Genomic DNA, 25700 nt, shown 5'->3' on the forward strand with positions numbered 1-25700 from the left:
AGATTTAAGTTTCAGTGGTCTTTTGATTTTAAAAAATAAAGTCTTTAGCCCTATCTTCTTGCTTTTTTTTGGAATTTGGGATTTCAAAATTTGGGATTTCAAGCTTTAAACATCATCATAATCTACAACAATCTTAGCTGTTGTAGGGTGTGCTTGGCAAGTTAAGATTAAACCTTCTGCAATTTCAGAATCGGTAAGGATTTGATTTTTACGCATTTCGGCTTTTCCTTCTTTTAAGCGAGCGATACAGGTACTGCAAATTCCTCCTTGACAAGAATATGGGGGATCTAAGCCTTCGTCTAATGCCGCTTCAAGAATAGATTTCGTTTGTGGCATAACAAAGGTTTCTTCCTCATCATCAAGCATAACTACCACGCTAGTATTACCGTCGTGTGCTTCTACTAAAAGTCCTTTTTCTGCAGTTGAAAACAGTTCGTGGTGGATTTGTTTTGAATTTACTCCGTTGTGTTTCAATGTAGCCGAAACCTCGTCAATCATTTCTTCAGGACCACACAAATAATAGGCTTCGTGTATATCTTCCCCATATTTATTTTTCAAGAAATAATTTGTGATAGATCGGTCTATTCTTCCAAATCTAGCACCTTCTTCTTCTTTTCTACTGAAAACAAATTCAACATAAAATCTATCCGGATATTGGTCTTTAAGCGCTACTATTTCATCGTAAAACATTGTTTCTTCTACGGTTTTATTGCCATAAATAAGTAAGAAAGTGCTTTGAGGCATTTCTTCCATAGTAGATTTTATAAGCGATAACACTGGGGTTATCCCACTTCCAGCAGCAAAAGCAACATAGTTTTTAATATTTGGCTCCAAAGTAAATTTACCTGTTGGTGGCATTACTTGCAAAGTGTCGCCAGCTTTTAAAACTGAATTTGCATATTGTGAAAATAGTCCGTTTTCAACTTTTTTAACCCCAACCTTTAGTGTTCCACTTTTTGGGGAAGAACATATGGAATAAGCGCGGCGTATCTCTTTGCCATCGGCTAGGTATTTGATTGTAATATATTGTCCAGCTTTAAAAGAAAATGTACCTTTCAAATTATCTGGAATTTGAAAACTAATTGAAACTGAATTTGGAGTTTCTTTTTTTACCTCAGAAACGGTAAGCGCATGAAATTCGCTCATAATCGTAATTTTTTTTGCAAAAGTACAAATGATATCAGTTAAATAAAGTTTCAACCACTTTAAAGTGATGTATTTTTTCAGGGTTTCATTAAGCAGATAATAAAAAGAAACGTATTTTTACCGCTCTTTAGCGATTCTACATACTAAAAAAGAACCTTTTAAGTTAGAATACCATAAAAACTGAAATCATTTTGAAAGGCACTTATAAAATTAAATTATTCACTCTAGCTGTAATATTTTTTGCAGCTTGTTCACGTAAAAAGAACACTTTTATAAACCGTAATGTTCTCGCGGTTACTGCTGAGTTCAACACCTTGTACAATGGAGATTTAGCGTTTACCGATGGTAAGAACAGACTTGCAGCAGGTTATCGCGATAACTTTTGGGAGATTTTACCGGTAGAACGTATCGAAATTAAGGAAGCTGAAATTAAAGCCCCAGGGAAAAATAACAGTGGCGATTTTAATAGAGCAGAAGAAAAAGCTGCCAAGGCAATCCAAAAACACTCGATGTATATCGATGGCCGTGAGCATAACCCACAGATAGATGAGGCTTATATTCTTTTAGGAAAAGCACGTTACTACGACGGACGTTTTGTTCCTGCACTAGATGCTTTCAACTTTATCTTAGACCGTTACCCTACTAGCAACAGCATAAATATTGCTAAAGTTTGGAAGGCAAAAACAAATATTCGTTTAAAAAACGAAGAGTACGCAATCGAGAACCTAAAAAGAATGTTCCGAGATGACGATCTTAATGAAGAAGAATTAGCAGATGGTGCTGCAATGATGGCGCAAGCATTTATCAATCTTGATTCATTAGAGCCAGCGCTAGAGTATATGAAGATGGCTGTAGATAACGTTCAGGATAACGAGCTAAAAGGAAGATACACTTTTATAAAAGGTCAGCTTTACAACCGTTTGCAAGAAAAAGATAGCGCAAATATGGCTTTCGATGAGGTGATTGCAATGAATCGTAAAACTTCTCGTGTTTATATGATTAACGCTTACCTTGAAAAAGGAAAGAATTTCGATTACGAAAGTGGAGACCGTACTGCATTCTTAACACTTTTAAACGACCTAGCAGAAAACCGTGAAAACCGTCCGTTTTTAGACAAGATTTACAATCAGTTTGGAGATTATTACCGCAATAGCGATAGCATCGAAAGAGCAGTAGAGTATTACAACAAATCGATTCAAGCGTTTAATCAGGATAGAGTACTACAAGCGGTAAACTACCAAACTCTAGCTGAAATTAATTTTGATGATGCCGAGTACAAAAAAGCAGGAGCGTATTACGATAGTACCCTAACTTTCCTTGAACAAAATAGTCGTCAATGGCGTAGAATTACAAAAAAGCGTGAAAATCTTGACGATGTAATTAAATATGAAGACATCGCTGCGGTAAACGACAGTGTGTTGAGGCTAGTGAAAATGAGCCCAGCAGAACAAGAAGCGTTTTTCGTTTCGTATACTACTGCTTTAAAAGAACAAGCTCGACTAGATTCAATTGAAGCTGTAAAAACAGAACAGAGAATTGCCAATAACGAATTTTATAAAAAAGATAATACAGCTGCCGGTCCAAACAAAGGTAGCACCTTCTATTTCTACAACACTTCAACTATAGCATACGGAAAAGGAGAGTTTAGAAAAATTTGGGGTGACAGAAAGCTTGAAGATAACTGGAGACTTTCTAGTAAGAATTCTTCGTTAATTTCTGATGAAGACATTGAAGCTGAGGTTATTCCAATTTCTGAAAACGAAAAGTTTAAGCCAGAAACCTATATTGCTTTAATCCCAACCGATGAAAAAGTAATCGATAGTTTAGCAAAAGATAGAAACTTTGCTTACTACCAATTAGGGCTTATTTATAAGGAGAAATTCAAGGAGTACAACCTTGCAGCAAATAGATTAGAGACATTGCTTACCAACAAACCTGAAGATAGGTTAGTGGTTCCTTCTAAATATAACTTGGTTAAAATTTATGAAGAACTAGATAACGCTTCAGCTGCTGAAAAGTATAAGAATGATATTCTAACAAATCATGCTGATACGCGTTATGCGGAAATATTACGCAATCCAAATTCGCAATTACCAACAGACGAATCTAGCCCAGAATTTAAATACAAGCAATTGTATAAAGAATTTGAAGCTGCAAAATACGCTGAGGTAATTGAAAAATGCGATGAGTATATGATGGTGTATAATGGAAATGACATTGTACCAAAATTTGAATTACTTAAAGCTACAGCTCTGGGGCGTCAGCAAGGTTTTGAAGTGTATAAAAAAGCTTTAAACTTTATTGCGCTTAACTACCCAAGTACAGCAGAAGGGAAACAAGCTCAGCAGATTTACAGCAGTGTGTTGCCTCAATTAGAATTTAAAAACTTCGGAAAAGATGAAGATGCTAAATCTTGGAAGCTAGTTTATAAGTTTGAAAATATTGAGGGCGAAGCTGCTGAAAAATTAAAAGAAAAGTTAGATAAAGCGATAGAAAATCACCGTTATGTTAATATGACTGCTTCTATTGATTACTACAATCCGCAAAGTAAATTTGTAATCGTTCACGGATTAAACACTAAAGGTGGTGCGAAAGGTTTTGCCGAATTATTAGAAGAAAATAAAGAGTATAAGGTGAAGCGTCCGTATTTTGAAATTTCTAGCGATAATTATAAAATCGTACAAATTCATAAAAACTTGGATGATTACTTAAAGCAAGAAGCATCCGCACAATAGTTAATTAGAACCTGAAATTCTATAGTATAATAAATATTAAAACCTAAGTCCATGTTTTCAGAAAAAAAAGCCAAGAAAAATAATGTTGAACCAAGTTCGGCTCAAAACAGAATAAATGAAGGCACAAAACTAAAGGGAGATATCTTTTCAACAGGTTTTTTTAGAATTGATGGTACTATAGAAGGAAATGTGCATACACCTTCAAAGGTGGTTTTAGGTAAAACAGGAGTTATTTTAGGGACACTTAGTTGTGAAAATGCCGATTTAGAAGGAAAGTTTGAAGGAAGTCTTCAAGTTTCAGGAACCTTAACGCTTCGATCTACAGCCTTAGTAGAAGGTGAAATTGTTGTGGGAAAACTATCTGTAGAACCAGGAGCGGTTTTAAATGCATCTTGTGTTATGCTAGATGGTACGCCTAAAGCTGGACTAAACGCTCCGAAGTTACCTGGAGATTCGCAGCCTCGTCTTTTTAACAAACAACAAAAAATTAAGGAAGCGTCTGCTCTTCCAAAATCAGACTAACCCTCTCTTATAGTTATGTCTGCCGATAACAAGAATAATAATAGATGGATTGCCCTTTCGGGTATTGGGATTCAGATGGGGCTTACCATTTTCCTTGGAAATCTATTAGGTAAATGGCTAGACAGCACTTTCGAATTAAACTTTTTAGAGCCTACAATCACTATCTTGGCAATTTTCTTGTCTATTTTTAGTGTAATTAGAGGTGTAAATAAATTAAATAAGTAAATGCTTCAGAAAAAAATACTTCATTACACCTTATTATGTGGATTGGTTTTAGTTGCAGGTTTTGCAATTCACAACTTCATTCTTAACCACTTTAATGTAGAACACCCATTTAATCTTTGGAATATTTACCTATTTCAAGGTATAGCGACGCTTATTCTTTGTGCTTCTTTTGAATTTATTTCACAGAAATCACAGCAATTAAAAGATCAGTTAGGCTTTTTGTATTTAGCAGCAATGGCTATAAAAGTTGGATTATTTTGTCTATTCTTTAATAGTATTCTTTTTTCATCATTAGTGTTGTCAAAAACAGACAGTCTTTCTTTGTTAATTCCAATATTTCTGTTTCTCTTTTTAGAGGTTCTGATTATTGTTAAAATTCTGAATAGAAACAACTAAAATATAAATTTGCAATTGTTGTGGGTATTTTAAATAGAAATTCCCTACTTTTGCCGCCGAATTAGACAGGCATTATTTTTTCAAGAGAAGCAATGAAAACATCAATTTATTCAATTAAATTTTTCGGATTACTACTTACTTGTTTGTTGACTATCAATGTTTTTGCTAATCAGAGCAATGAACAAGCGCAACAAGACGACGGAAGAGTAAGTACTCCGAGTGAAATCGAAGAATATATTCTTCATCACTTAAAAGACTCACATGGTTTTCATTTAGTATCTTATACTAATGATGCAGGTGAACGTGTACATGTTGGATTTCCACTTCCAGTTATCGTTTACGGAAACGATGGCTTTACTACATTTATGTCGTCTGAATTTCACCACGACTCTGAAGGTAAGGTGATTGTAGAGAAAAATGGAAGCCGTTTTGTAAACTACCACAGTAAGATTTATGAGTTGGAGGAAGGTGCAACTGAGCTTGTGTTTGACGAAGCGCATCATCCGGTAAATGCTTCAAAACCTTTAGATTTATCGATTACAAAAAGTGTTTTTGGTATTTTAGTAGTAGGTCTATTAATGTTATGGTGGTTCTCATCATTGGCAAGACAATATAAAAAGAGAAGTATTCCAAAAGGGTTTGGTCGTGTATTAGAGCCGTTGGTTATTTATGTAAGAGACGAAATTGCTAGACCAAACATCGGTGAAAAGAAATACAGAAAATTCACAGGATACCTTTTAACCGTGTTCTTTTTCATTTGGATTCTAAACTTAATAGGATTAACTCCACTTGGGTTTAACGTAACGGGACAGATTGCAGTAACTGCAGCACTAGCTGTGTTAACGTTAATCATTTATGTATTTAGTGGTAATAAAGATTTCTGGGGTCACATTTTCTGGATGCCAGGTGTGCCAATTTTAATTCGTCCGATCTTAGCGGTAATCGAATTGGTTGGAACATTAATTATTAAACCATTCTCACTTTTAGTGCGTTTGTTCGCAAACATTTCAGCAGGACATATTATCCTTATGAGTTTAATTGCGATTATGATAAACTTAAAAGCAGATTTAACTCCTGTTGGTTCAACAGCATTATCTTTTGTTTTATCATTATTCATCTCTGTTATCGAGCTTTTAGTAGCGTTCTTACAGGCTTATATCTTTACTATGCTTTCAGCGTTGTTTATCGGTATGGCTGTTGCGGAACACGATCACGATCATGAGCACGATGCACATGGAAATGAAATTCCAGATGCAGAAGATATAAGAGAGAATTTTATATAGTAGTATAGTAGCGTATTTTTTTGTTTAATTAATTTATATACATTTTTTTATGGAAACAATGATTCCAAATTTAGTAGGTGCTGGTATTATCGTTATTGGTGCTGGTCTTGGTTTAGGTAAGATTGGTGGAAGCGCAATGGAAGCTATTGCACGTCAGCCAGAAGCTGCCAACAAAATCCAAACAGCGATGATTATTATTGCTGCACTTTTAGAAGGTTTAGCATTCGGTGCACTTTTCTTAGGAAAGTAATCCAAAAAAACCAAAGTTCACTTTCCTGTAACGGTTGGTTACAGGAAGTGAATTTTAAAAGAAAAAATTAATAACAAAAATCTTTACCCCAGGGTAATAATATTATGGAAACATTATTAAACGATTTTTCTCCAGGGCTGTTCATGATGCAAACAGTCTTATTAATAGTGCTTATTTTACTAATGGTAAAATTTGCTTGGAAGCCTATCTTAAATTCATTAAATGAAAGAGAAGAAGGAATTCAAGGAGCACTAGATGCTGCTGAAAAAGCAAAACTTGAAATGGCAAACCTTCAGGCGGACAATGAAAGATTGTTACAGGAGGCACGTACAGAGCGTGAAGCTATGCTAAAAGAAGCTCGTGAGATTAAAACAAAAATGATCTCTGACGCTAAAGAAGAAGCTAAAGAAGAAGCAGATAAAATGATTACTCAAGCTCAAGGAGCTATTGAGAGTGAGAAAAAAGCTGCAATTGCTGAAATGAAAGCAACTGTAGCAACACTATCTTTAGAAATTGCTGAAAAAGTAGTAAAAAGCGAACTTTCAGACAATGGCAAGCAAATGAAGCTTGTAAATGAAATGTTAAGTGACGCAAAATTAAACTAATATTCAATGAGCAGAGCAGCTATACGATACGCGAAAGCAATTTTGCAGAAGGCAAACCAGAACAACACCGAGGCTGTTGTTTTTGGCGATATGCAATCTGTGTATAAAACCATTGAAGGCAGTCGCGAATTGCAAACAGTACTTCAAAGTCCTGTTATAAAAGCCAACGATAAAAAGGAAGCTTTGCTAAAAATATTCAGTGGTCAATCAGAAGCTACACACTCTCTAATTAATGTATTGGTGGATAATAAACGTGCACCATTATTAAGAGCTGTGGCAAAAAGCTATATAGATATTTATAACGACCATCAAGGTGTAAAAGCCGCAACTGTTATAACAGCAGTACCACTTACCTCTGAACTTGAAGCTAATGTAATGGCTAAAGTAAAGGAGTTAACGGGTAGTGATAAAGTAACACTAAAAAGTGAGGTTGATCCCGCAATAATTGGTGGGTTTATCCTTAAGGTTGGCGATATTCAATACAACGCGAGTATCTCAAACCAATTAGGAAATTTAAAAAGAGAATTTTCAAAATCAATATAATTAAAATTTACTGGTGCAGGTTTTTAAGGCCACATTCCTGAAAACTACCACCTAAAACCTAGATAAAAATGGCAGAAGTAAAACCAGCTGAAGTATCAGCAATTTTAAAGCAACAACTTACAGGTTACGAAGCAACTGCTTCCCTGGATGAAGTAGGAACTGTTTTAACCGTAGGTGACGGTATTGTTCGCGCATACGGACTTTCAAACGCCGAATATGGTGAATTGGTGGCTTTTGAAAGTGGTCTTGAAGGTATTGTATTGAACCTTGAAGAGGACAACGTAGGTATCGTACTTTTAGGTCCTTCAAAAGAAGTAAAAGAAGGTTCAACAGTAAAACGTACTCAGCGTATCGCATCGCTTAATGTAGGTGAAGGTATTGTTGGTCGTGTGGTAAACACATTAGGTCAGCCTATCGATGGTAAAGGTCCTATAACTGGTGAAACTTACGAAATGCCTTTGGAGCGTAAAGCACCAGGAGTTATTTATCGTCAGCCGGTAACTGAGCCACTTCAAACAGGTATTAAGTCTATCGATGCAATGATTCCTGTTGGCCGTGGTCAACGTGAGCTTGTAATTGGTGACCGTCAAACTGGTAAATCTACAGTATGTATTGATACCATTTTGAATCAAAAAGAATTTTATGATGCAGGTGAGCCTGTATACTGTATATATGTTGCTGTTGGACAAAAAGCTTCTACTGTTGCAAACATTGCAAACGTACTAGAAGAAAAAGGTGCAATGGCTTATACAACTATTGTTGCGGCAAACGCATCAGATCCTGCTCCAATGCAGGTGTATGCTCCTTTCGCAGGTGCTGCAATTGGTGAGTACTTCCGTGATACTGGTCGTCCAGCCTTGATTGTATTTGATGATTTATCTAAACAAGCGGTAGCATACCGTGAGGTGTCGCTTCTTCTTCGTCGTCCACCAGGACGTGAGGCTTACCCTGGAGACGTTTTCTTCTTGCACTCAAGATTACTTGAGCGTGCAGCAAAAGTTATTGCTGATGACGATATTGCAAAAGAAATGAACGATCTTCCAGATTCATTAAAAGGAATCGTAAAAGGTGGTGGATCATTAACTGCACTTCCAATTATTGAAACACAAGCAGGTGACGTTTCTGCTTATATTCCAACAAACGTTATTTCGATTACAGATGGACAGATTTTCCTTGATGGTGATTTGTTTAACTCTGGTGTTCGTCCAGCAATTAACGTGGGTATTTCGGTATCTCGTGTAGGGGGTAATGCTCAGATTAAATCGATGAAAAAAGTAGCAGGTACTTTAAAACTGGATCAAGCAGCTTTCCGTGAATTGGAAGCCTTCGCAAAATTCGGTTCAGACTTAGATGCTGCAACTTTAAATGTAATTGAAAAAGGTAAACGTAACGTAGAGATATTAAAGCAATCTGAAAACGATCCTTACACAGTAGAAGATCAAATTGCAATTATTTATGCAGGTTCTAAAAACTTGATGCGTAACGTACCAGTAGAAAAGGTAAAAGAATTTGAAAGAGATTATCTAGAAATGCTTAACCTAAAGCACAGAGATACTCTAGATGCACTAAAAGCTGGTAAGCTTACAGACGAAGCAATTGACGTAATGGTGTCTGTTGCTAACGATGTGTCTGCGAAATATAAAAAGTAATTCAGAATTATGAATTCGGAATTATGAATTATCAATTTATTCATAATTCTGAATTCTAAATTCATATTTGATAGAATGGCGTATAAGCCTCGAAATAATGCAATTGTTGACAAGTCATTTTATTTTGCTTGTAAAATTGTTGTTTATTCAGAGGAGTTAAAGGCGAATCGACATTACGAAATAGCCAATCAAATTTTAAAATCTGGAACGAGTATAGGTGCAAACGTGAGAGAATCCCAACGTAGTGTAAGTACCAAAGATTTTAAAAATAAACTGGGAATTGCTTTGAAAGAAGCTGAAGAAACGGAATATTGGTTAGATATCATTGATGAAACAAACATCTATCCAGTTCCAAAAGGAATGTACGAAGATTGTGATGAATTAATGAGATTGTTAGTGTCGATTATAAAAAACTCATAATTCTGAATTCATAATTCATAATTGAAAAAATGGCGAATTTAAAAGAAATACGTAACAGAATATCATCCGTTAGTTCAACGATGCAGATTACTAGTGCCATGAAAATGGTATCGGCTGCAAAATTGAAGAAGGCTCAGGATGCAATTACAGCAATGCGTCCTTATTCTGAAAAACTTACTGAACTTTTACAAAATTTAAGTGCAACGCTTGGAGAAGACAGCGGAAGCAAATATTCAGACCAACGCGAGGTAAATAAAGTTTTGGTGGTTGCCATTACCAGTAATCGTGGTTTGGCGGGAGCTTTTAACTCAAACATCATAAAACAAGCTAGAAACTTGGCAGCTGAAACGTATGCTGGGAAGCAAGTAGATTTTATGACGCTTGGGAAAAAAGGGAATGACATTCTGAAAAAATTCGGAACGGTAATCGAAAATAACAACAATATTTTAGATGACTTAACATTCGAAAACTCTTCAGACATTGCTCAAAACCTAATGGATTTATTCTCTGAAGGCAAGTACGATAAAATTGTAGTGGTTTATAACCATTTCAAAAACGCGGCTACACAGTTAGTAATGGCTGAGCAGTTCTTACCTATTTTACCTCCAAAAGCAATGGAAGGTGAAGCAGCAAGCACAACTGAAACAGCTTACATTTTTGAACCTTCCAAAGAAGAAATTGTTGAATCTTTAATTCCGAAAAGCTTAAAAACTCAGTTGTTTAAAGCTCTTCGTGATAGTGTTGCTAGTGAACACGGTGCACGTATGACTGCGATGCACAAAGCAACCGACAACGCAACCGAGCTTCGCGATTCATTAAAACTTCAATACAACAAAGCACGTCAAGCAGCTATTACCAATGAAATCCTTGAGATTGTTGGTGGTGCAGAGGCATTGGCAGGATAGCTTCGGCTGCGCTTAGTTACCGAGCCTCGGTTTATCCCGTATTAATTCGGGAAACTCAGCTAACTTTGTTATTATAAATTATTTAAAAGCCTTTCGAAATCGGAAGGCTTTTTTAGTTCATAAATATTAATTTTTTCCTAAACCTATCTATGTAATATTATGTTGGTAGGTTTTTTGTTCAATAAAATTCGTAATTTTCCAATATGATAAAGCAAATAACTATAATACTGACCCTCCCAATCATTCTCTTTAGCCTTTCTAGCTGCGGAGGAATGAAGAATACGAACAGCAAAAAACTTGTTCAAGACCCTCCTTTTAGAGTAATTGAAGCCTTCTACCAAAATTGGGTAGCCGGAGTAGAAGAAGGCGGTTCGGGAGTAAATATCCACCTTACTTTTAGTGAAAAAGATGCCGATGTATTGATTCAAAATATCTACTTCAGAAATGCTATCCTAGAAGCCAAAGGAAACATAAACGCGCCTAATAAATTTGTTGGATACTTAACAAATAACACTAAACGAGACGTAATTATGGATGCAGACCCAATGAAAGAAGCTAAAAACACTATTTCAGACGAATTTCCATTTCAATTGAAAGATAACGAGGCGGTAGTTGAATATTGGTATGGTGGAAAAAAGAATTATTATAAAATCGGAAATATTTCGCAAAGAGATATGATTCCGTATCCTCAGGCTAATCCAAATCAGCACGAATAGATAGCTATATCCTGCTAAGGAGTGAGTCTTACGTCTTATGTCTTTCAGTCCCGATAGCTATCGGGACGGTCTTACGTCTTAACCAGACACCACTAATTTCTATTCAATAATGAACCAATCTGAAAAGAAAACTTCTTGAAATTATAATACCTTCCTATTATGAAAATCCTTCACCTAGATAACAATCATCCTTTACTATTAAAAATGTTGAAGGATGCCGGATTTACGAACGAAGAAAATTACACAATTTCTAAAGCCGATACAGAGGAAATTATTTCAGAATATGATGGTATTGTAATCCGCAGCCGTTTCAACATTGACAAGCAGTTTCTCGATGCTGCCAAAAACCTGAAATTTATTGCTCGAGTTGGCGCTGGACTAGAAAGTATCGACATCGATTACGCAGTAAAGCTCGGAGTGAAGCTAATTGCCGCCCCAGAAGGCAATAGAAACGCTGTAGGCGAACATTCACTCGGGATGCTTCTTTCGCTATTCAATAACTTAAACAAGGCCGATAAGGAGGTTAAAAACGGTCTTTGGAATCGAGAAGCCAATCGTGGAATAGAACTAGACGGAAAAACTGTTGGTATCATTGGTTATGGCAATATGGGGAAAGCATTTTCCAGAAAACTTAGCGGTTTTGATTGCGAAGTACTTTGTTTTGATATAAAAGAAAATGTAGGGGATAATAATGCAAAACAGGTTTCATTAAAAGAACTTCAGCAACAAGCAGATGTCCTAAGCCTTCATACACCTTGGACCCCTTTAACTGATAAAATGATTGATGCTGAGTTTATAAATGCCTTCTCAAAGTCTTTTTGGCTTATAAACACCGCACGCGGAAAAAGTGTGATTACCGCAGATTTAGTTTCAGCATTAAAATCTGGAAAAATTTTGGGTGCAGGATTGGATGTATTAGAATTTGAAAAACTCTCTTTTGAAACACTTTTTGATTCAGATAATCTACCAAATTCATTGAAAGAGCTTTTTGCAATGGACAATGTAATTTTAAGTCCGCATATTGCGGGTTGGACGGTGGAAAGCAAGGAGAAACTCGCTACAGTAATTGCTGAAAAAATTATTAGAACTTTTAAAAATTAGAGATGAAGAATAGAGTAACAGGAATTGGAGGATTATTTTTTAAGACAAAAGACCCAGACAAAACGAAGGAATGGTACAAAAACCACTTGGGATTAAACACAGATAATTACGGTTGTACCTTTTGGTGGACGGATGAAAACGGCAACAAATGCTCTACACAATGGAGCCCTTTTAAAGCCGATACCGAATATTTTTCTCCAAGCGAAAAAGACTTTATGTTCAACTATCGCGTGGAAAATTTAGAAGAACTTTTAGAAGTATTAAAAGCAGAAGGGGTGACAATTGTAGGTGAAATGCAAGAATTCGAGTACGGGAAATTTGGTTGGATTTTAGATCCTGAAGGAAATAAAATTGAACTTTGGGAACCTGTTGACAGTGCCTTTTTATGACCTAATTTTTTGACTCCTTCTCTTTTGTTTCAACACCTGCATCATTATCAGTAATTTCCGAGTACTTTTTCTCTAACTCAGCTTGAAATTCCTCCATAACCGGTTTTACAGTGCTTTCTGGCAAATCTGCAATACGAATATACATTAAACCATCCACTGCATTGTTAAACAAAGGATCCACGTTAAATGCAACAACCTTGGCGTTTTGCTTGATATATTTTTTAATAAGAACTGGCAATCGAAGACTTCCAGGCTCCACTTCGTCAATTATTTTATCGAATTTATTGAGATCCGCCTCACTTTCATCAAAAATGAAGTCTTTATCGGCATCCTTCAATTTTACTTTGTATTCTTTCTTCGGATTGATGTATTGCGCCACATATGGATCGTAGTAGTTCGATTTCATAAACTCTATCATCAAACCTTTCGAAAACTCTGAAAACTTATTGCTAATACTCACTCCTCCAATCAAGTAGCTGTGCTCTGGATAGCGCAGGGTGGTATGAACAATTCCCTTCCAAAGTAAAAACAATGGCATTGGCCGCAATTGGTATTCCTTAATAACAAAAGCACGGCCCATTTCAATGGATTTGCTCATCATTTCATATAATTCTGGCTCAAAACGAAAGAGATCTTGTAGGTAGAAACCGTCAATTCCAAAGCGTGCAAATATCTCTGAACCTAAACCCATTCTATAGGCTCCAGCCATTTTACGGGCGTCATTATCCCATAAAAACATATGGTGATAATAGCTGTCAAACTTATCGAGGTCTGTACTGTTATTTGTTCCTTCACCTACTTCGCGAAAAGTAATTTCACGTAACCGTCCAATTTCCTGTAAGATATAAGGAATGGAATCTGCCTGCGCTAAGAACACCTCATAATTTTTACTTACTAAAAGACGCTTATCATTGTCGCGAAGTTTTTCAATTTCGGCTTCCATTGCTTGCAGCGGAATTGGTCCAGCAATTTTTTTAGGTGGTTTTGGAAATTTTAATGTTTTTGGGATGCTGTCCAACAGTTTTTTCTTCTCAAAAGGATTAGAAAGCATATAGGTTTTCTTCCTAAGAAACTCGGTAAAATCTGATAATGATTCGTGTTCTTTTTGGTCGTTTACAGAAATTGGATTTCCAATTCGAACTTTTATTAATCGCTCTTTTTGGGTAAGAAGTTCTGATGGAAGCTTGGCTGTACGTAAGGTGTCACTAATCTTAGCCATACGGTAAAACAACTTGCTGTTTTTTGCGTGAAAATAGATCGGGACAACCGGCACCTCGGCTTTTTTAACCAATTTCATCGCAGCTTCTTCCCAAGGCTTATCAACCAAAAGTTTTTCTTCTCTATAGGTCGAAACCTCTCCGGCAGGAAAAATTCCTAGCGGATTACCTTCTCGTAGATGTGTAATAGCTGCTTTAAAACCTGCAACACTAGACTTTACATCCTTTCTATCTTCAAAAGGATTTACAGGCATTACATAGGGCTTTAGAGGCTCGATTCTATGTAAAAGAAAGTTGGCAATAATTTTAAAATCGGGGCGGTGTTCTAACAGTAATTTTAACAGAAGAATCCCGTCGATCCCACCTAATGGATGGTTGGAAATGGTTATAAAAGCCCCTGTTTTAGGGATTCTACGAAGATCTTCTTCGGGAATTTCGAATTTTATTTCAAACTCTTCAAGCAGTGCATTTACAAATTCAAGATCCTGGAGATGCTTGTTTCTATCGTAAATTTTATTCAGCGTGGTAATGTTTAAAATCTTCATTAAAGACCAGCCCATAAATGTGCCTAGAAAGCCGAATTTATCTACGTTTATTGCTTTTGCAACTTCCTTTGCGTTGACTAATCCCATGAAATATTTTAGCTGTTTATATCCAACAAATATAGCGAAACCGATTGATACTACTCCTTAATTACCAATTGCACCGTTTCTTTGCTTTCTTGTTTTAAAAGTACGTTTTTATTTTCAGCAAGTGCCTTAACCTCAGTTGGGTTAAAATGCCTAATTGTGTATAGTGTGACGTTCTCATTCCATTTCACACGGAATTTTTCTCGCAATTTTGCTAATAGAATTTCTAAATTACCGAATTTATCGTTCACACAAACCGAAAAACTTATAGCAGAATTTTGAATTAGCTCTACTTTCATTTTATAGGTATGAAGCCATTTAAACACATCGCCAATGTTGTCTTCCATCATAAATGAAAAATCTAACGATGATAAGGAAATTAGCACTAAGTCCTTCTTTAATATGAAGCAAGAAGTTTCTGGATCTATTCTGTCTCCTTTCCCAACACAAGTTCCCGGAGCTGTAGGATTTAGAAAGGACTTTACAAAAAGTGGAATTTCTTTGCGCTGCAGTGGCTGTAAGGTTTTAGGATGTATTACCGATGCCCCGTAAAATGCAAGCTCTATAGCTTCACGATAACTAATGCGATTTAAGAGTAATGTTTTTGTAAAATATCGCGGGTCTGCATTTAAAACTCCTGGAACATCCTTCCAAATAGTTACACTTTCTGCATTTAAGCAATAGGCAAAAATTGCAGCAGTGTAATCACTCCCTTCTCGACCTAGAGTAGTGGTGAAGTTGTTTGTGTTTTCTGAACCTAAAAAACCTTGAGTTACACTAAGTCCCGAAGTATTTACTTTTCTTGATATTTTTTGCTGCGTTAATTTCCAATCTACACTAGCATCTCGATAGTTGTCATCGGTAATTATGCATTTGCGAACGTCTATTAATTCGTTTTTTAATCCAAATTCTGTAAGGTATTCAGAAACTATAGTGCTTGAAACTAATTCTCCGTATCCTACTACTTGATCATAAACGAAAGCGTGATTTTTAGATTTGTTTACTTTTAAAAAGGATACCATCTTATCAAATAACTTAGCTATTTTTTGATATATAAGGTGGTTTGTATTCTCAAATAATCCATTAACTATCTCTAGGTGATACTCTTTAAACGTTGCAACAAATTCGTTACAAGTAGTAGTGTTATTTTTTAGATATTCAGCTATTACATTTTCAAGTAAATTGGTAGTTTTTCCCATTGCAGAAACCACAACTACAATATTCTTTTCTTCTGTAGCTTTAAGTATTTCAGCAACATTTTTTACACCATCTGCGTCTTTTACAGATGCTCCTCCAAACTTGAATATTCTCATAAATTTTTTATATCAATCTCTTTAACACGAATGAATACTGAAAATAGTGTTTACTACATTATTTTTCAATAAAGGCTTTTAGTCCTTTTTCATCCATATGTACAACGCGCCATTCTTTCATAATATTTGCGCCACTGCGTTCGTAAAATCGAATTGCTCCAGTATTCCAATCTAGTACATCCCATGCAACCCTTTTTAACCCTTGATTGTAGGCAAATTTCATAACTTCGGTATAAAGAGCCTCCCCAATACCTTTGCCGCGATGTTTTTCTTTTACAATTAAATCTTCTAGGTGAAGCGTGCGTCCCTTCCAAGTGGAAAAACGGTAATAAATTAACGCTGCTCCAACCACTACATTATCAATTTCTGCAACAAAACAAGTAAACAGTGGATTTTCGCCAAAACCATTAATCTCTAAAACTTCAACCGAAATTTCAACAGCATCTGGTTCATTTTCAAAAACCGCAAGTTCTTTAATAAGTTCTAGAACCTGTGGCATATCCATTTTATTCGCTTTTCTAACCTCCATTCACGTTATTTTACTCGTTTTCAAAATCGAGTTAAGTTTCTTCTTGCAAATATCGGTTCAATTTCTTAAAAATCCCGATATTTGCGTGAAATTCAGGAACCCCTACATCACAATGGCAAAAATAAATCAATCTCTTGGCGAATTTATAATTGAAAATCAAGAAGAATTCAAGTATTCCTCAGGTGAGCTTTCACGACTCATAAATTCAATCCGTTTGGCGGCTAAAGTGGTAAACCACAAAGTTAATAAGGCCGGATTAGTAGACATATTAGGTACTGCAGGAAATCATAATGTACAAGGTGAAGATCAGCAGAAATTAGATGTTTTTGCAAACGAAGTTTTTATAAACACACTTACAAATCGCGAAATAGTTTGCGGGATTGCAAGTGAAGAAGAAGACGACTTTATTACAATTAAAGGCAGAAACGAAAAAAACGATAATAAATACGTTGTTTTGATGGATCCTTTAGATGGTTCTTCAAATATTGATGTAAACGTTTCGGTTGGAACTATCTTCTCCATTTTTAGAAGAGTAACTCCTACAGGAACTCCTGTAACTATTGAAGACTTTCTTCAACCGGGAATCAATCAAGTTGCTGCTGGATATATCGTTTACGGAACTTCAACTATGATTGTATATACAACAGGTCACGGTGTAAATGGTTTTACCTTAAACCCAGCCATCGGAACATATTACTTATCTCACCCAAATATGAAGTTTCCTAAAGAGGGACATATATATTCGGTAAATGAAGGTAATTACGTACACTTCCCACAGGGAATTAAAGACTACATTAAATATTGCCAAAAGGAAGAAGAAGATCGCCCATATACTTCACGTTATATAGGTTCGTTAGTATCAGATTTCCATAGGAATATGATAAAAGGAGGGATTTATATCTATCCAAGTACTTCTAAAGATCCGAAGGGGAAACTTAGACTTTTATACGAATGTAATCCAATAGCTATGATTGCTGAACAGGCGGGAGGAAAAGCTAGTGATGGTTTTCAACGTATATTAGAAATAGAACCAAAAAGCTTACATCAACGCGTTCCATTTATTTGTGGAAACACCGATATGGTTGAAAAAGCTGAAGAGTTTATGAAAAACTCAAAATAAAATAAAAAGCCCGAAACTATTGTTTCGGGCTTTTTTATATCTTAAAATAGAAACTTAGTCTTTTCTATTTAATAAGTATCTGTAATCTTCCAGGCTTAATCCTCCAGAGTAAATTGCGATAGATCTTTTAATCAAATCTCTTGCAAGTTCTGTAGTGTACCCAAGTCCGATAGCGTATTTTTCAATTAAGAAACGCTCGTGATCGTCAATTACATTGTCTGCAAAAATAATTTGAAACAAATCGTGCATACGCTCTAAACGTCTTTCAGCCGAGTTAGGAGGGTTTATAGGATATTTTAAAGGATTCTTTATGATTTCGGCATATTCAGATTCTACAATATCTAATTTACGCGCCAATCGCTTAAGCATTTTCTCTTCCTCAATGTTGATTTCACCATCAACCGCAGCCATATTAACTATTGAAGCAAAATGGCCTAAATTTCGGGAATGCTCCCCGCTCTCAAATAAATCTGTAAATGACATAATTTGGTTTTAAATATCCTACAAATATAAAACTTGTAAATGAAATTTACGACAAAAGCAAAGCAATCTATTTTATAGCTGTCGGTATTATTTTATTGCATTGATATAAACTTTTCTTAATTGAGAGCCCATCGGCTTAGACTTTCTTTAATTTTAAAGAGATATAAAAATAAGAAAGTGTACCAACCGCTATTAGTTTTTAATGAAAAAGGCATTTATTGTCAACAAGCAGATGTGTATATAGATGCTTGGAAACCTGTGGATAAGTGTATTATTACCCACGGTCATGCAGATCATAGTCGTTGGGGACACAAAAAATATATCACTCATAAAAATAACGTTCCAATTATTAAACACCGATTGGGTGAAATTGTAGTTTCTGGAAAAGAATGGAACGAATCTTTTACAATAAATGGCGTTAAATTTTCACTTCATCCTGCAGGGCATATTGTAGCATCTTCACAAGTGAGGGTGGAGTACAAAGGCGAAGTATGGGTGTTTACAGGAGATTTTAAAACTGAAAATGATGGCATAGCCGAACCTTTTGAACTTGTAAAGTGCAATACATTTATTACCGAGTGTACATTTGGAATTCCCGCTTTTAAATGGACTCCCCAAGAGGAAGTTTTTTCCGATATCAATAATTGGTGGGTGGCAAATAGGGCTGAAAATAAAACTTCTGTTCTCTTCGGATATTCTTTAGGGAAAGCACAACGCCTACTTAAGCATCTAGACCCAAATATTGGAAAAATCTACACCCACGGAGCCATAGAAAATATGACTCAAGTTTTACGAGAGAATTATGATTTTCACCAAACAACTCGAGTTACCCGAGATACTAAAAAGGAAGACCTATTAGGAAATATAGTCTTAGCTCCTCCAAGTGCGCACGGCGGAACTTGGATTAGAAAAATGGTGCCTTTTGTTACTGCTAGTGCTAGTGGATGGATGACATTTAGAGGCGCGAGAAGACGAAGAGCAATAGATAGAGGGTTTGTGCTAAGCGACCACGCAGATTGGGACGGACTGCTTACTACAGTAAAAGAAACAGCTGCCGAAAAAGTAATTGCCACCCATGGTTATACCGAAATTTTCTCTCGTTATCTACGTGAAGAAATGGGACTAGATGCACGTACCGAAAAAACGCAATACGAAGAGGAGGGTAGCGAAACCCTGAAAAAAGAAGAGGATGACATTTCGCCTTCGCTCAGTGGTACTACACAAGCCAAATTTAATGAAGACGAATAATGAAAGATTTCGCCCGACTCATAAAAAAACTAGATAGCACCAATAAAACTACTGAAAAGGTGGCGGCGCTTACGGCTTATTTTCAAATGGCGAATGATGAGGATAAGTTATGGACAATTGCAATATTATCACATCGACGGCCAAAACGACCTGTAAATACTTCATTATTGCGAATATGGGCTACAGAAATTAGTGGAATTCCACTTTGGCTTTTTGAAGAAAGTTATCATATAGTTGGCGACCTTGCCGAAACAATCGCTCTTATTTTACCTAGTAAAGCACAAACAGAGGAAACAACAAAGTCCTTATCGCAATTTATACTTGAAATTATAGAGCTTCGAACGCTTCCTGAAGAGGAAAAGAAGAAATATTTACACGAAAATTGGCTTGCATTAAATTATTTTGAACGTTTCGTTTTTAATAAAATCATTACCGGAAGCTTTAGGATAGGTGTGAGCCAGAAGTTGATGACAAGGGCGCTTTCAAAGGCTACAGAAATTGACGAAGATATTCTCGCTTATAAGCTAATGGGAGATTGGACGCCACAGAAAACCACTTTCAAAAAGTTAATTTTAGAACACAACGAGGAGGATTACCTAAGCAAACCTTACCCTTTTTACTTGGCTTATGCAGTTGAAGATAATTTTCAAGAAGATTTAGGGTCGATTTCCGACTGGAGTTTTGAACATAAATGGGATGGCATTAGAAGTCAGGTAATCATAAGGAATGACGAGGTTTTTGTTTGGTCCAGAGGAGAGGAATTAGTAACCGATAAATATCCTGAGTTTCAAAAGTTTCTCTCAGTAATTCCCAATGGAACTGTAATTGATGGTGAAATTCTACCTTTTGGAAATGGCGAAATTGGAAATTTTAACGCGCTACAAACGAGAATTGGACGGAAAAATTTATCCAAAGCGCTCTTAGAGAAAACCCCAGTGATTTTGAATGCTTATGATTTATTGGAATGGAATGGAGAAGATATACGGCAGATGCCTTTTTTAGAACGAAGAAAAATTCTAGATAATCTCATTCAAGGAATTGACAGTTTAGAAAATGGAATATATTTAAGTGAAACTATGACTTTTAATACTTGGGAAGAAGCTACGGCAGAACGAGAGTTATCACGAGAAAAGCGCAGCGAAGGTCTAATGCTAAAACGAAAGGATTCCCCGTATTTAGTCGGGAGAAAAAAAGGCGATTGGTGGAAGTGGAAAATAGATCCTTTTACTATTGATGCTGTTTTAACTTATGCCATGCGTGGGCATGGGCGTAGAGCTAATTTGTATACCGATTACACATTCGGACTTTGGCATGAAGGTGAGTTAGTGACTTTTGCTAAAGCCTACTCAGGGTTAACAGATGCAGAATTTAGACAAGTGGACGCGTGGATTAAACGAAATACCTTGGAACGTTTTGGCCCAGTAAGAAGTGTAACTCCTCATCACGTTTTTGAAATTGCCTTTGAAGGAATAGCAGAAAGCAGCCGCCATAAAAGCGGAGTTGCAACACGTTTTCCAAGAATTTTAAGATGGCGAAAAGATAAACGCATAGAAGAAGCTAATACGCTAGATGATTTAAAAGCCTTAATTCCGAAGTAATCCATCAAAGCTATGCTTTAAACAAAGCAAGATCTCTCTCATTTTCAAATAGGAGTGTCAGCTTTGCTGAAGGGGTGATTGAAGCGATATTTTGATTAAATTGAAGCTATGAAAAAGCAAATTCATAATCTTAAAGAAATGGAGGTCTACCGCAAAGATTTGCGAAATAATTCAACCTCAGCTGAAGCTTATTTATGGAATCATCTAAAAGGCTCTAAACTCTATGGCAGAAAATTTAGAAGGCAACATAGTATCGAGCATTATATAGTTGATTTTTATTGTTCTTAAGAAAAACTTATTGTGGAGCTTGACGGTCAAATTCATTTAAATAATACAGCCGATGAATATGATAGAAAACGAGAAATAGATTTGGAGAATTTAGGGTTTACAGTTATACGTTTTGAAAATAAAATGGTTTTCGACTTTTTATCATCTGTTTTGAAGGAAATATCGGACCATTTTAAAATTAAAGAGTAACCTATAAAAGCTTTGCTTTTAAACCAAATAAGGTTCCCCTCCTTTCCAAGGAGGGGTGTCAGCTTTGCTGACGGGGTGGTTGAAGCCTAATTACTAACAAACTAAATAATTTGAATAACAAGCAACTCATATCATTAACAACCTCATGGTTCCAATCCAAATCCTGGACCCCATTCCCATTCCAAAAACAAACTTGGAAGGCTTTTTTGGACGGGAAACACGGGTTGTTAAACGCTCCCACTGGAAGCGGAAAAACTTATGCCTTATGGGTTCCTATAGTGCTTCAGTATTTAAAAGAAAATCCAGATTATAAAACGAAACACACCAAAGGAATTAAAGCTATTTGGATTACGCCATTACGCGCGCTTTCAGTAGAAATTCAACAATCAGCACAACAATTTGCTGATGATTTAGGTACTGGGATGACTGTTGGAATTAGAACTGGCGACACCTCACAAAGTGAACGTGCAAAGCAAAAACGCCAGATGCCAGATTTATTAATTACTACTCCTGAGAGTTTAATGCTCCTATTAGCTTCAAAAGGCTACGAAAAAACGTTTAAAACGCTCACTGCTGTGGTGGTAGACGAATGGCACGAGCTTTTAGGTAGTAAGCGTGGAGTGCAAATGGAGCTCGCACTTTCTAGGTTGAAAACTGTTTCGCCAAACTTGAGAATTTGGGGGATTTCTGCAACTATCGGAAATTTAGAAGAGGCACAAGATGTCTTGTTGGGAATGGATTCTGATTTCAGAAAGAACTCAGTATTGATTAAAGCAAAAGAAAAATCTAAAATTCAGGTCCGTTCTATAATTCCTAAAAAGATGGAAACTTTTCCTTGGAGCGGACATTTGGGTTTACACCTATTAGAAGAAATTGTTCCTATCATTAAAAGCAGTAAAACCACGATAATTTTTACAAACACCCGTAGACAATGTGAAATTTGGTTTCAGAAATTATTAGAAAAACATCCAGAATTTGCTGGTGAAATCGCCATGCATCACGGTAGTATTGGAAAAGATACCCGTCTTTGGGTAGAACAAGCGATACGCAATGAATCGCTACTAGCGGTAGTTGCTACCTCTAGTTTAGACTTGGGAGTAGATTTTGCACCTGTGGAAACCGTTATTCAAATTGGTGGCCCCAAAGGGATAGCCAAATTTCTTCAACGTGCCGGGAGAAGTAACCACCGACCAGGAGAACCTTCGGTAATATATTTTCTTCCTACTCACGCACTTGAACTTTTAGAAGCATCGGCGCTGAAAAAAGCGGTTAAAGATGAGGTTGTGGAAGACAGGACTCCATATTTACTAAGTTTTGACGTTTTAATTCAGTATTTAGTTACCCTTGCTGTAAGTGATGGATTTTTTCCTAAAGATATTTACTCAGAAATAAAAAAAACGTTTTGTTTTCAAGGAATTACAGAGGAGCAGTGGAATTGGTGTCTTAATTTTATAACAGTAGGAACTCAAAGTTTACAAGCCTACGACGAATACAAAAAAGTGGAAGTTACTCCCGAAGGGCTTTTTAAAGTAGAGAGCCGACGAATAGCAATGATGCATCGCCTTAGTATTGGAACAATAGTAAGTGACTCTATGATGCTTGTAAAGTATGTTTCGGGAGGGTTTATCGGAACAATAGAGGAGTGGTTTATTAGTAAAATGAAACCTGGAGACACTTTTGTTTTTGCGGGGAGAACCTTAGAGTTGGTTCGTATTAGGCAAATGCAGGCACAAGTACGTAGAAGTAATAAACGCACCAATAATATTGTGAGTTTTATGGGTGGCCGTCTACCGCTTTCCTCACAGATGAGTAAGATTCTTCGAGAAGAAATGCAGAGCGCTCGCTTGCCTGAAGCAAATCGTAAACAAAGCATACCTGAATTAAAGGCCTTAGGTCACATTTTTGAAAGACAAGAGCGTGAAAGTATAGTCCCGGGTGAAAATGAATTTTTGATAGAAACGTTTAAAACTCGTGAAGGTTACCACTCGCTTTTTTATCCCTTTGAAGGACGATTTGTACACGAAGCAATGAGTAGTTTACTAGCTTATCGAATAAGCTTGTTGTCTCCCATAACCTTTTCATTGGCTTACAATGATTATGGGTTTGAACTGTTGAGCGACCAGTTTTTAGATATTCAGACTATATTAGATAACAATCTTTTTACAGATGAATATCTCTACGACGATCTCTACAAAAGTTTAAATTCCACGGAATTGGCTCGTCGAAAGTTTCGTGATATTGCGGTTATAAGCGGAATGGTTTTTCAAGGCTACCCGAATAAAGCGGTTAAAACAAAACATCTGCAAAGTAATAGTCAGTTGTTATTTGATGTGTTTAGAGATTATGAACCGGATAATTTATTATATCTTCAAGCTTATCGTGAAACCTTTGAACATCAACTGGAAGAAGGTCGATTGCGGAAAGCTTTAGAACGTATTAACTCCCAAGAAATAGTTTGGAAACAATGCGAAAAAGCGACTCCGTTTAGCTTTCCGATAATTACAGATAGACTCCGAGAAAAGCTATCTTCAGAAAAACTGGCTGATAGAATTAAAAGAATGACTTTGCAACTAGAGAAATGATTGAAACTATCGAAATAAATAATAATATTTTTCAATTACACCCAAGTGGTGCTATTTATTGGGTGACCAATAAAATGTTGCTTATCGCAGATGTGCATTTGGGGAAGGTGCTTCATTTTAGAAAATATGGCGCGGCTATTCCGGCAAGTGCTGCTTATAAAAACTTTGAGACACTCACAGAGGTTGTAAATCATTTTGAGCCGAATACAGTTTGTTTCCTGGGCGATTTGTTTCATAGTACATTGAATAAGGAGTGGAGGGAATTTGAAAAATGGGTAGAATATTGCAAGGCAAAAGTGATTTTAGTTTCAGGGAATCACGATGTTATTCCTCAATATTTATACGAGAATTTGGGAGTAGAGGTTATAGATGAATTAGTATTGAACGATTTTCATTTAACCCACCATCCCTCTGAAACTGATAAAGGTTTTAATTTTTGTGGTCACGTACATCCAGGGATAAGAATGAAAGGTATGGGGAGACAATTTGTGAAACTCCCTTGTTTTTATAAAACTAAAAATCAGCTTATTTTGCCGGCATTCGGAAACTTCACAGGGAAATATATATTAACACCTTCTAGTAATGATGAGGTGTTTGTAATAGTAGAGGGAGAAGTAATTTGTGTATCACGTTAACTAAAATAATTATGAAAAAGACTTTACAAATCGCTAATATCATAGCTTTCGTAGCTACTGTTTTTATTAATTATTTCGCCAATACTGGAAAAATGAATGGAACTACAGTAGGAGAGGTGTCGAATAATATTAATTCCCTTTTAACGCCTGCAGGCTATGCCTTTTCAATTTGGGGGATTATTTATTTAATGTTGTTGGGCTTTGTGGTTTATCAATGTAGAAGTCTTTTCACTAAAGTGAGAGATGATCAATTTATATTGGATACAGGTTGGTGGTTTGTAATATCGTGTCTCGCCAATTGTTTGTGGATTACCTTATGGATTTACGGATATATAGGTTATTCAGTAATTGCAATTTTTATACTTCTCTTTTCAATTTTGAAAATCGTAATGAATAACCGAATGGAACTTTGGGATGCTCCAATTTCTGTAATTGCATTTGTTTGGTGGCCATTTGTGTTTTATAGTGGATGGGTTACAATTGCAGGTGTCGTAAATGTTGCTGCTTATTTAAAAACTATAAACTGGAATGGATGGGGAATAAGTGAAGTTACTTGGACGGTTATAATGATTGTTATTGCGGGAATAATAAATTTAATAGTTACCTGGAAAAGAAATATGCGTGAGTTTGCTTTGGTTGGAACTTGGGCCTTAGTTGCTATAGCTGTTGCAAATTGGGATGAAAATAAAATTGTTGTTTATGTGTCTTTATTAGTGGGGGTAATACTATTTATAAGTAGTGGCTATCACGCATTTAAAAACCGTGAAACGAGTCCAGTTAATAAGTGTAAAGAATATTTAAAGAGTTGATTTTAATTTGTAAAAGGATGAATATTTTAAAATTTAAATTATTAATGTGTCTTTTATATTGCGATGTTTAAAATAAATCAATTAAAACATTGCTAATTATGTTAAAGTTTTAATTCGCTCCCTTTGATAAATGCTGATTTTATTGACTTTTATGATTTTTATTAATCAAACGATA

Annotated in this window: 25 protein-coding genes and 1 pseudogene; 21 read left to right on the forward strand and 5 right to left on the reverse strand. The window is 36.0% G+C overall.

All coding sequences use genetic code 11. The annotated features are described in order from the left end of the window. Positions 1-105: 105 nt before the first annotated feature. Complete coding sequence (locus FHP04_RS02275; RefSeq protein ID WP_139854211.1) at positions 106-1146, reverse strand: ferredoxin--NADP reductase; 1041 nt, start codon at positions 1144-1146, stop codon at positions 106-108. A 191-nt stretch (positions 1147-1337) separates the two neighbouring features. On the opposite strand from FHP04_RS02275, the gene porW reads away from it, so the two are divergent. From porW to FHP04_RS02345, 14 genes are all read left to right on the forward strand, one after another. Next, complete coding sequence (gene porW / locus FHP04_RS02280) at positions 1338-3881, forward strand: type IX secretion system periplasmic lipoprotein PorW/SprE (RefSeq protein WP_139854212.1); 2544 nt, start codon at positions 1338-1340, stop codon at positions 3879-3881. A gap of 51 nt (positions 3882-3932) precedes the next feature. Continuing rightward, positions 3933-4403 carry a bactofilin family protein gene (locus FHP04_RS02285; RefSeq protein ID WP_139854213.1) on the forward strand — a complete coding sequence of 157 codons (471 nt, stop codon included), beginning with the start codon at positions 3933-3935 and terminating at the stop codon, positions 4401-4403. A 15-nt stretch (positions 4404-4418) separates the two neighbouring features. Further along, positions 4419-4628: an AtpZ/AtpI family protein gene (locus tag FHP04_RS02290; RefSeq protein ID WP_139854214.1), complete on the forward strand. Its 210-nt coding sequence runs from the start codon at positions 4419-4421 to the stop codon at positions 4626-4628. Then, positions 4629-5024 carry a DUF6168 family protein gene (locus FHP04_RS02295; protein WP_139854215.1) on the forward strand — a complete coding sequence of 132 codons (396 nt, stop codon included), beginning with the start codon at positions 4629-4631 and terminating at the stop codon, positions 5022-5024. 92 nt (positions 5025-5116) lie between these two features. Next, positions 5117-6307, forward strand: coding sequence for a F0F1 ATP synthase subunit A (atpB, locus tag FHP04_RS02300; protein WP_139854216.1), 1191 nt, complete (start codon positions 5117-5119; stop codon positions 6305-6307). 58 nt (positions 6308-6365) lie between these two features. Further along, entirely contained in the window at positions 6366-6557 is a 192-nt protein-coding gene (atpE, locus tag FHP04_RS02305) for an ATP synthase F0 subunit C (protein WP_139854429.1), read from the forward strand. Positions 6558-6661: 104 nt separating this feature from the next. Next, positions 6662-7162, forward strand: a complete 501-nt coding sequence (locus FHP04_RS02310) for a F0F1 ATP synthase subunit B (RefSeq protein WP_139854217.1) — start codon at positions 6662-6664, stop codon at positions 7160-7162. Between the two features lie 6 nt (positions 7163-7168). After that, entirely contained in the window at positions 7169-7705 is a 537-nt protein-coding gene (gene atpH / locus FHP04_RS02315; RefSeq protein ID WP_139854218.1) for an ATP synthase F1 subunit delta, read from the forward strand. A gap of 68 nt (positions 7706-7773) precedes the next feature. Then, positions 7774-9354: a F0F1 ATP synthase subunit alpha gene (atpA, locus tag FHP04_RS02320; RefSeq protein WP_139854219.1), complete on the forward strand. Its 1581-nt coding sequence runs from the start codon at positions 7774-7776 to the stop codon at positions 9352-9354. Between the two features lie 75 nt (positions 9355-9429). Further along, entirely contained in the window at positions 9430-9774 is a 345-nt protein-coding gene (locus FHP04_RS02325) for a four helix bundle protein (RefSeq protein ID WP_139854220.1), read from the forward strand. 29 nt (positions 9775-9803) lie between these two features. Then, positions 9804-10679: an ATP synthase F1 subunit gamma gene (atpG, locus tag FHP04_RS02330; RefSeq protein WP_139854221.1), complete on the forward strand. Its 876-nt coding sequence runs from the start codon at positions 9804-9806 to the stop codon at positions 10677-10679. Positions 10680-10951: 272 nt separating this feature from the next. Further along, entirely contained in the window at positions 10952-11395 is a 444-nt protein-coding gene (locus FHP04_RS02335; protein ID WP_139854222.1) for a hypothetical protein, read from the forward strand. A 159-nt stretch (positions 11396-11554) separates the two neighbouring features. Continuing rightward, positions 11555-12496 carry a 2-hydroxyacid dehydrogenase gene (locus tag FHP04_RS02340; RefSeq protein ID WP_139854223.1) on the forward strand — a complete coding sequence of 314 codons (942 nt, stop codon included), beginning with the start codon at positions 11555-11557 and terminating at the stop codon, positions 12494-12496. A 2-nt stretch (positions 12497-12498) separates the two neighbouring features. Further along, positions 12499-12885: a VOC family protein gene (locus FHP04_RS02345; protein ID WP_139854224.1), complete on the forward strand. Its 387-nt coding sequence runs from the start codon at positions 12499-12501 to the stop codon at positions 12883-12885. A gap of 1 nt (position 12886) precedes the next feature. Here the strand turns inward: FHP04_RS02345 and FHP04_RS02350 are convergent, their stop codons facing one another. The 3 genes from FHP04_RS02350 to FHP04_RS02360 are packed head-to-tail and all read right to left on the reverse strand — an operon-like array spanning position 12887 to position 16573. Then, complete coding sequence (locus FHP04_RS02350; RefSeq protein ID WP_139854225.1) at positions 12887-14734, reverse strand: GNAT family N-acyltransferase; 1848 nt, start codon at positions 14732-14734, stop codon at positions 12887-12889. Between the two features lie 50 nt (positions 14735-14784). Then, positions 14785-16044: an aspartate kinase gene (locus FHP04_RS02355; RefSeq protein WP_139854226.1), complete on the reverse strand. Its 1260-nt coding sequence runs from the start codon at positions 16042-16044 to the stop codon at positions 14785-14787. Between the two features lie 58 nt (positions 16045-16102). Further along, entirely contained in the window at positions 16103-16573 is a 471-nt protein-coding gene (locus FHP04_RS02360; RefSeq protein WP_139854227.1) for a GNAT family N-acetyltransferase, read from the reverse strand. 112 nt (positions 16574-16685) lie between these two features. Between FHP04_RS02360 and fbp the strand changes: the two genes are divergently transcribed. Next, on the forward strand, positions 16686-17693 hold the full coding sequence (gene fbp, locus FHP04_RS02365) for a class 1 fructose-bisphosphatase (RefSeq protein ID WP_139854228.1): 1008 nt from the start codon (positions 16686-16688) through the stop codon (positions 17691-17693). 54 nt (positions 17694-17747) lie between these two features. Here fbp and FHP04_RS02370 read toward each other — a convergent pair whose 3' ends face one another. After that, positions 17748-18176 (reverse strand): tellurite resistance TerB family protein, encoded by a 429-nt coding sequence (locus FHP04_RS02370; protein WP_139854229.1) that lies wholly within the window; start codon positions 18174-18176, stop codon positions 17748-17750. A gap of 177 nt (positions 18177-18353) precedes the next feature. Here FHP04_RS02370 and FHP04_RS02375 point away from each other — a divergent pair, with 177 nt between their 5' ends. The 6 genes and pseudogenes from FHP04_RS02375 to FHP04_RS02400 all read left to right on the forward strand — a co-directional run bounded on the left by FHP04_RS02375 (position 18354) and on the right by FHP04_RS02400 (position 25525). Next, the gene (locus tag FHP04_RS02375; protein WP_139854230.1) at positions 18354-19424 is read left to right on the forward strand and encodes a ligase-associated DNA damage response exonuclease; all 1071 of its coding nucleotides are present in this window, start codon (positions 18354-18356) and stop codon (positions 19422-19424) included. After that, entirely contained in the window at positions 19424-21022 is a 1599-nt protein-coding gene (locus FHP04_RS02380; protein ID WP_139854231.1) for an ATP-dependent DNA ligase, read from the forward strand. The genes FHP04_RS02375 and FHP04_RS02380 overlap by 1 nt, the downstream gene beginning before the upstream one ends. 138 nt (positions 21023-21160) lie before the next feature. After that, positions 21161-21499, forward strand: a pseudogene (locus FHP04_RS02385) (endonuclease domain-containing protein). A gap of 110 nt (positions 21500-21609) precedes the next feature. After that, positions 21610-24081 carry a ligase-associated DNA damage response DEXH box helicase gene (locus FHP04_RS02390; protein ID WP_139854232.1) on the forward strand — a complete coding sequence of 824 codons (2472 nt, stop codon included), beginning with the start codon at positions 21610-21612 and terminating at the stop codon, positions 24079-24081. Further along, a complete protein-coding gene (pdeM, locus tag FHP04_RS02395) occupies positions 24078-24716 on the forward strand; it encodes a ligase-associated DNA damage response endonuclease PdeM (RefSeq protein WP_139854233.1) in 639 nt (212 codons plus the stop codon). The genes FHP04_RS02390 and pdeM overlap by 4 nt, the downstream gene beginning before the upstream one ends. Before the next feature lie 11 nt (positions 24717-24727). After that, positions 24728-25525, forward strand: coding sequence for a tryptophan-rich sensory protein (locus FHP04_RS02400; protein ID WP_139854234.1), 798 nt, complete (start codon positions 24728-24730; stop codon positions 25523-25525). The last annotated feature ends 175 nt before the right edge of the window (positions 25526-25700 follow it).

The organism is Aequorivita sinensis, assembly GCF_006346335.1.
GTDB lineage: Bacteria > Bacteroidota > Bacteroidia > Flavobacteriales > Flavobacteriaceae > Aequorivita > Aequorivita sinensis.

Excerpts from the sequence above, each read along its gene's own strand:
- FHP04_RS02335 (WP_139854222.1), top strand. The coding sequence starts at position 10,952 with ATGAAGAATACGAACAGCAAAAAACTTGTTCAAGACCCTCCTTTTAGA.
- FHP04_RS02275 (WP_139854211.1), bottom strand. The coding sequence starts at position 1,146 with ATGAGCGAATTTCATGCGCTTACCGTTTCTGAGGTAAAAAAAGAAACT.
- FHP04_RS02285 (WP_139854213.1), top strand. The coding sequence starts at position 3,933 with ATGTTTTCAGAAAAAAAAGCCAAGAAAAATAATGTTGAACCAAGTTCG.
- fbp (WP_139854228.1), top strand. The coding sequence starts at position 16,686 with ATGGCAAAAATAAATCAATCTCTTGGCGAATTTATAATTGAAAATCAA.
- FHP04_RS02380 (WP_139854231.1), top strand. The coding sequence starts at position 19,424 with ATGAAAGATTTCGCCCGACTCATAAAAAAACTAGATAGCACCAATAAA.
- FHP04_RS02310 (WP_139854217.1), top strand. The coding sequence starts at position 6,662 with ATGGAAACATTATTAAACGATTTTTCTCCAGGGCTGTTCATGATGCAA.
- atpG (WP_139854221.1), top strand. The coding sequence starts at position 9,804 with ATGGCGAATTTAAAAGAAATACGTAACAGAATATCATCCGTTAGTTCA.
- FHP04_RS02345 (WP_139854224.1), top strand. The coding sequence starts at position 12,499 with ATGAAGAATAGAGTAACAGGAATTGGAGGATTATTTTTTAAGACAAAA.
- FHP04_RS02295 (WP_139854215.1), top strand. The coding sequence starts at position 4,629 with ATGCTTCAGAAAAAAATACTTCATTACACCTTATTATGTGGATTGGTT.
- FHP04_RS02400 (WP_139854234.1), top strand. The coding sequence starts at position 24,728 with ATGAAAAAGACTTTACAAATCGCTAATATCATAGCTTTCGTAGCTACT.
- atpE (WP_139854429.1), top strand. The coding sequence starts at position 6,366 with ATGATTCCAAATTTAGTAGGTGCTGGTATTATCGTTATTGGTGCTGGT.
- atpB (WP_139854216.1), top strand. The coding sequence starts at position 5,117 with ATGAAAACATCAATTTATTCAATTAAATTTTTCGGATTACTACTTACT.
- FHP04_RS02360 (WP_139854227.1), bottom strand. The coding sequence starts at position 16,573 with ATGGAGGTTAGAAAAGCGAATAAAATGGATATGCCACAGGTTCTAGAA.
- FHP04_RS02340 (WP_139854223.1), top strand. The coding sequence starts at position 11,555 with ATGAAAATCCTTCACCTAGATAACAATCATCCTTTACTATTAAAAATG.
- FHP04_RS02325 (WP_139854220.1), top strand. The coding sequence starts at position 9,430 with ATGGCGTATAAGCCTCGAAATAATGCAATTGTTGACAAGTCATTTTAT.
- atpA (WP_139854219.1), top strand. The coding sequence starts at position 7,774 with ATGGCAGAAGTAAAACCAGCTGAAGTATCAGCAATTTTAAAGCAACAA.
- FHP04_RS02290 (WP_139854214.1), top strand. The coding sequence starts at position 4,419 with ATGTCTGCCGATAACAAGAATAATAATAGATGGATTGCCCTTTCGGGT.
- FHP04_RS02370 (WP_139854229.1), bottom strand. The coding sequence starts at position 18,176 with ATGTCATTTACAGATTTATTTGAGAGCGGGGAGCATTCCCGAAATTTA.
- FHP04_RS02355 (WP_139854226.1), bottom strand. The coding sequence starts at position 16,044 with ATGAGAATATTCAAGTTTGGAGGAGCATCTGTAAAAGACGCAGATGGT.
- pdeM (WP_139854233.1), top strand. The coding sequence starts at position 24,078 with ATGATTGAAACTATCGAAATAAATAATAATATTTTTCAATTACACCCA.
- atpH (WP_139854218.1), top strand. The coding sequence starts at position 7,169 with ATGAGCAGAGCAGCTATACGATACGCGAAAGCAATTTTGCAGAAGGCA.
- FHP04_RS02350 (WP_139854225.1), bottom strand. The coding sequence starts at position 14,734 with ATGGGATTAGTCAACGCAAAGGAAGTTGCAAAAGCAATAAACGTAGAT.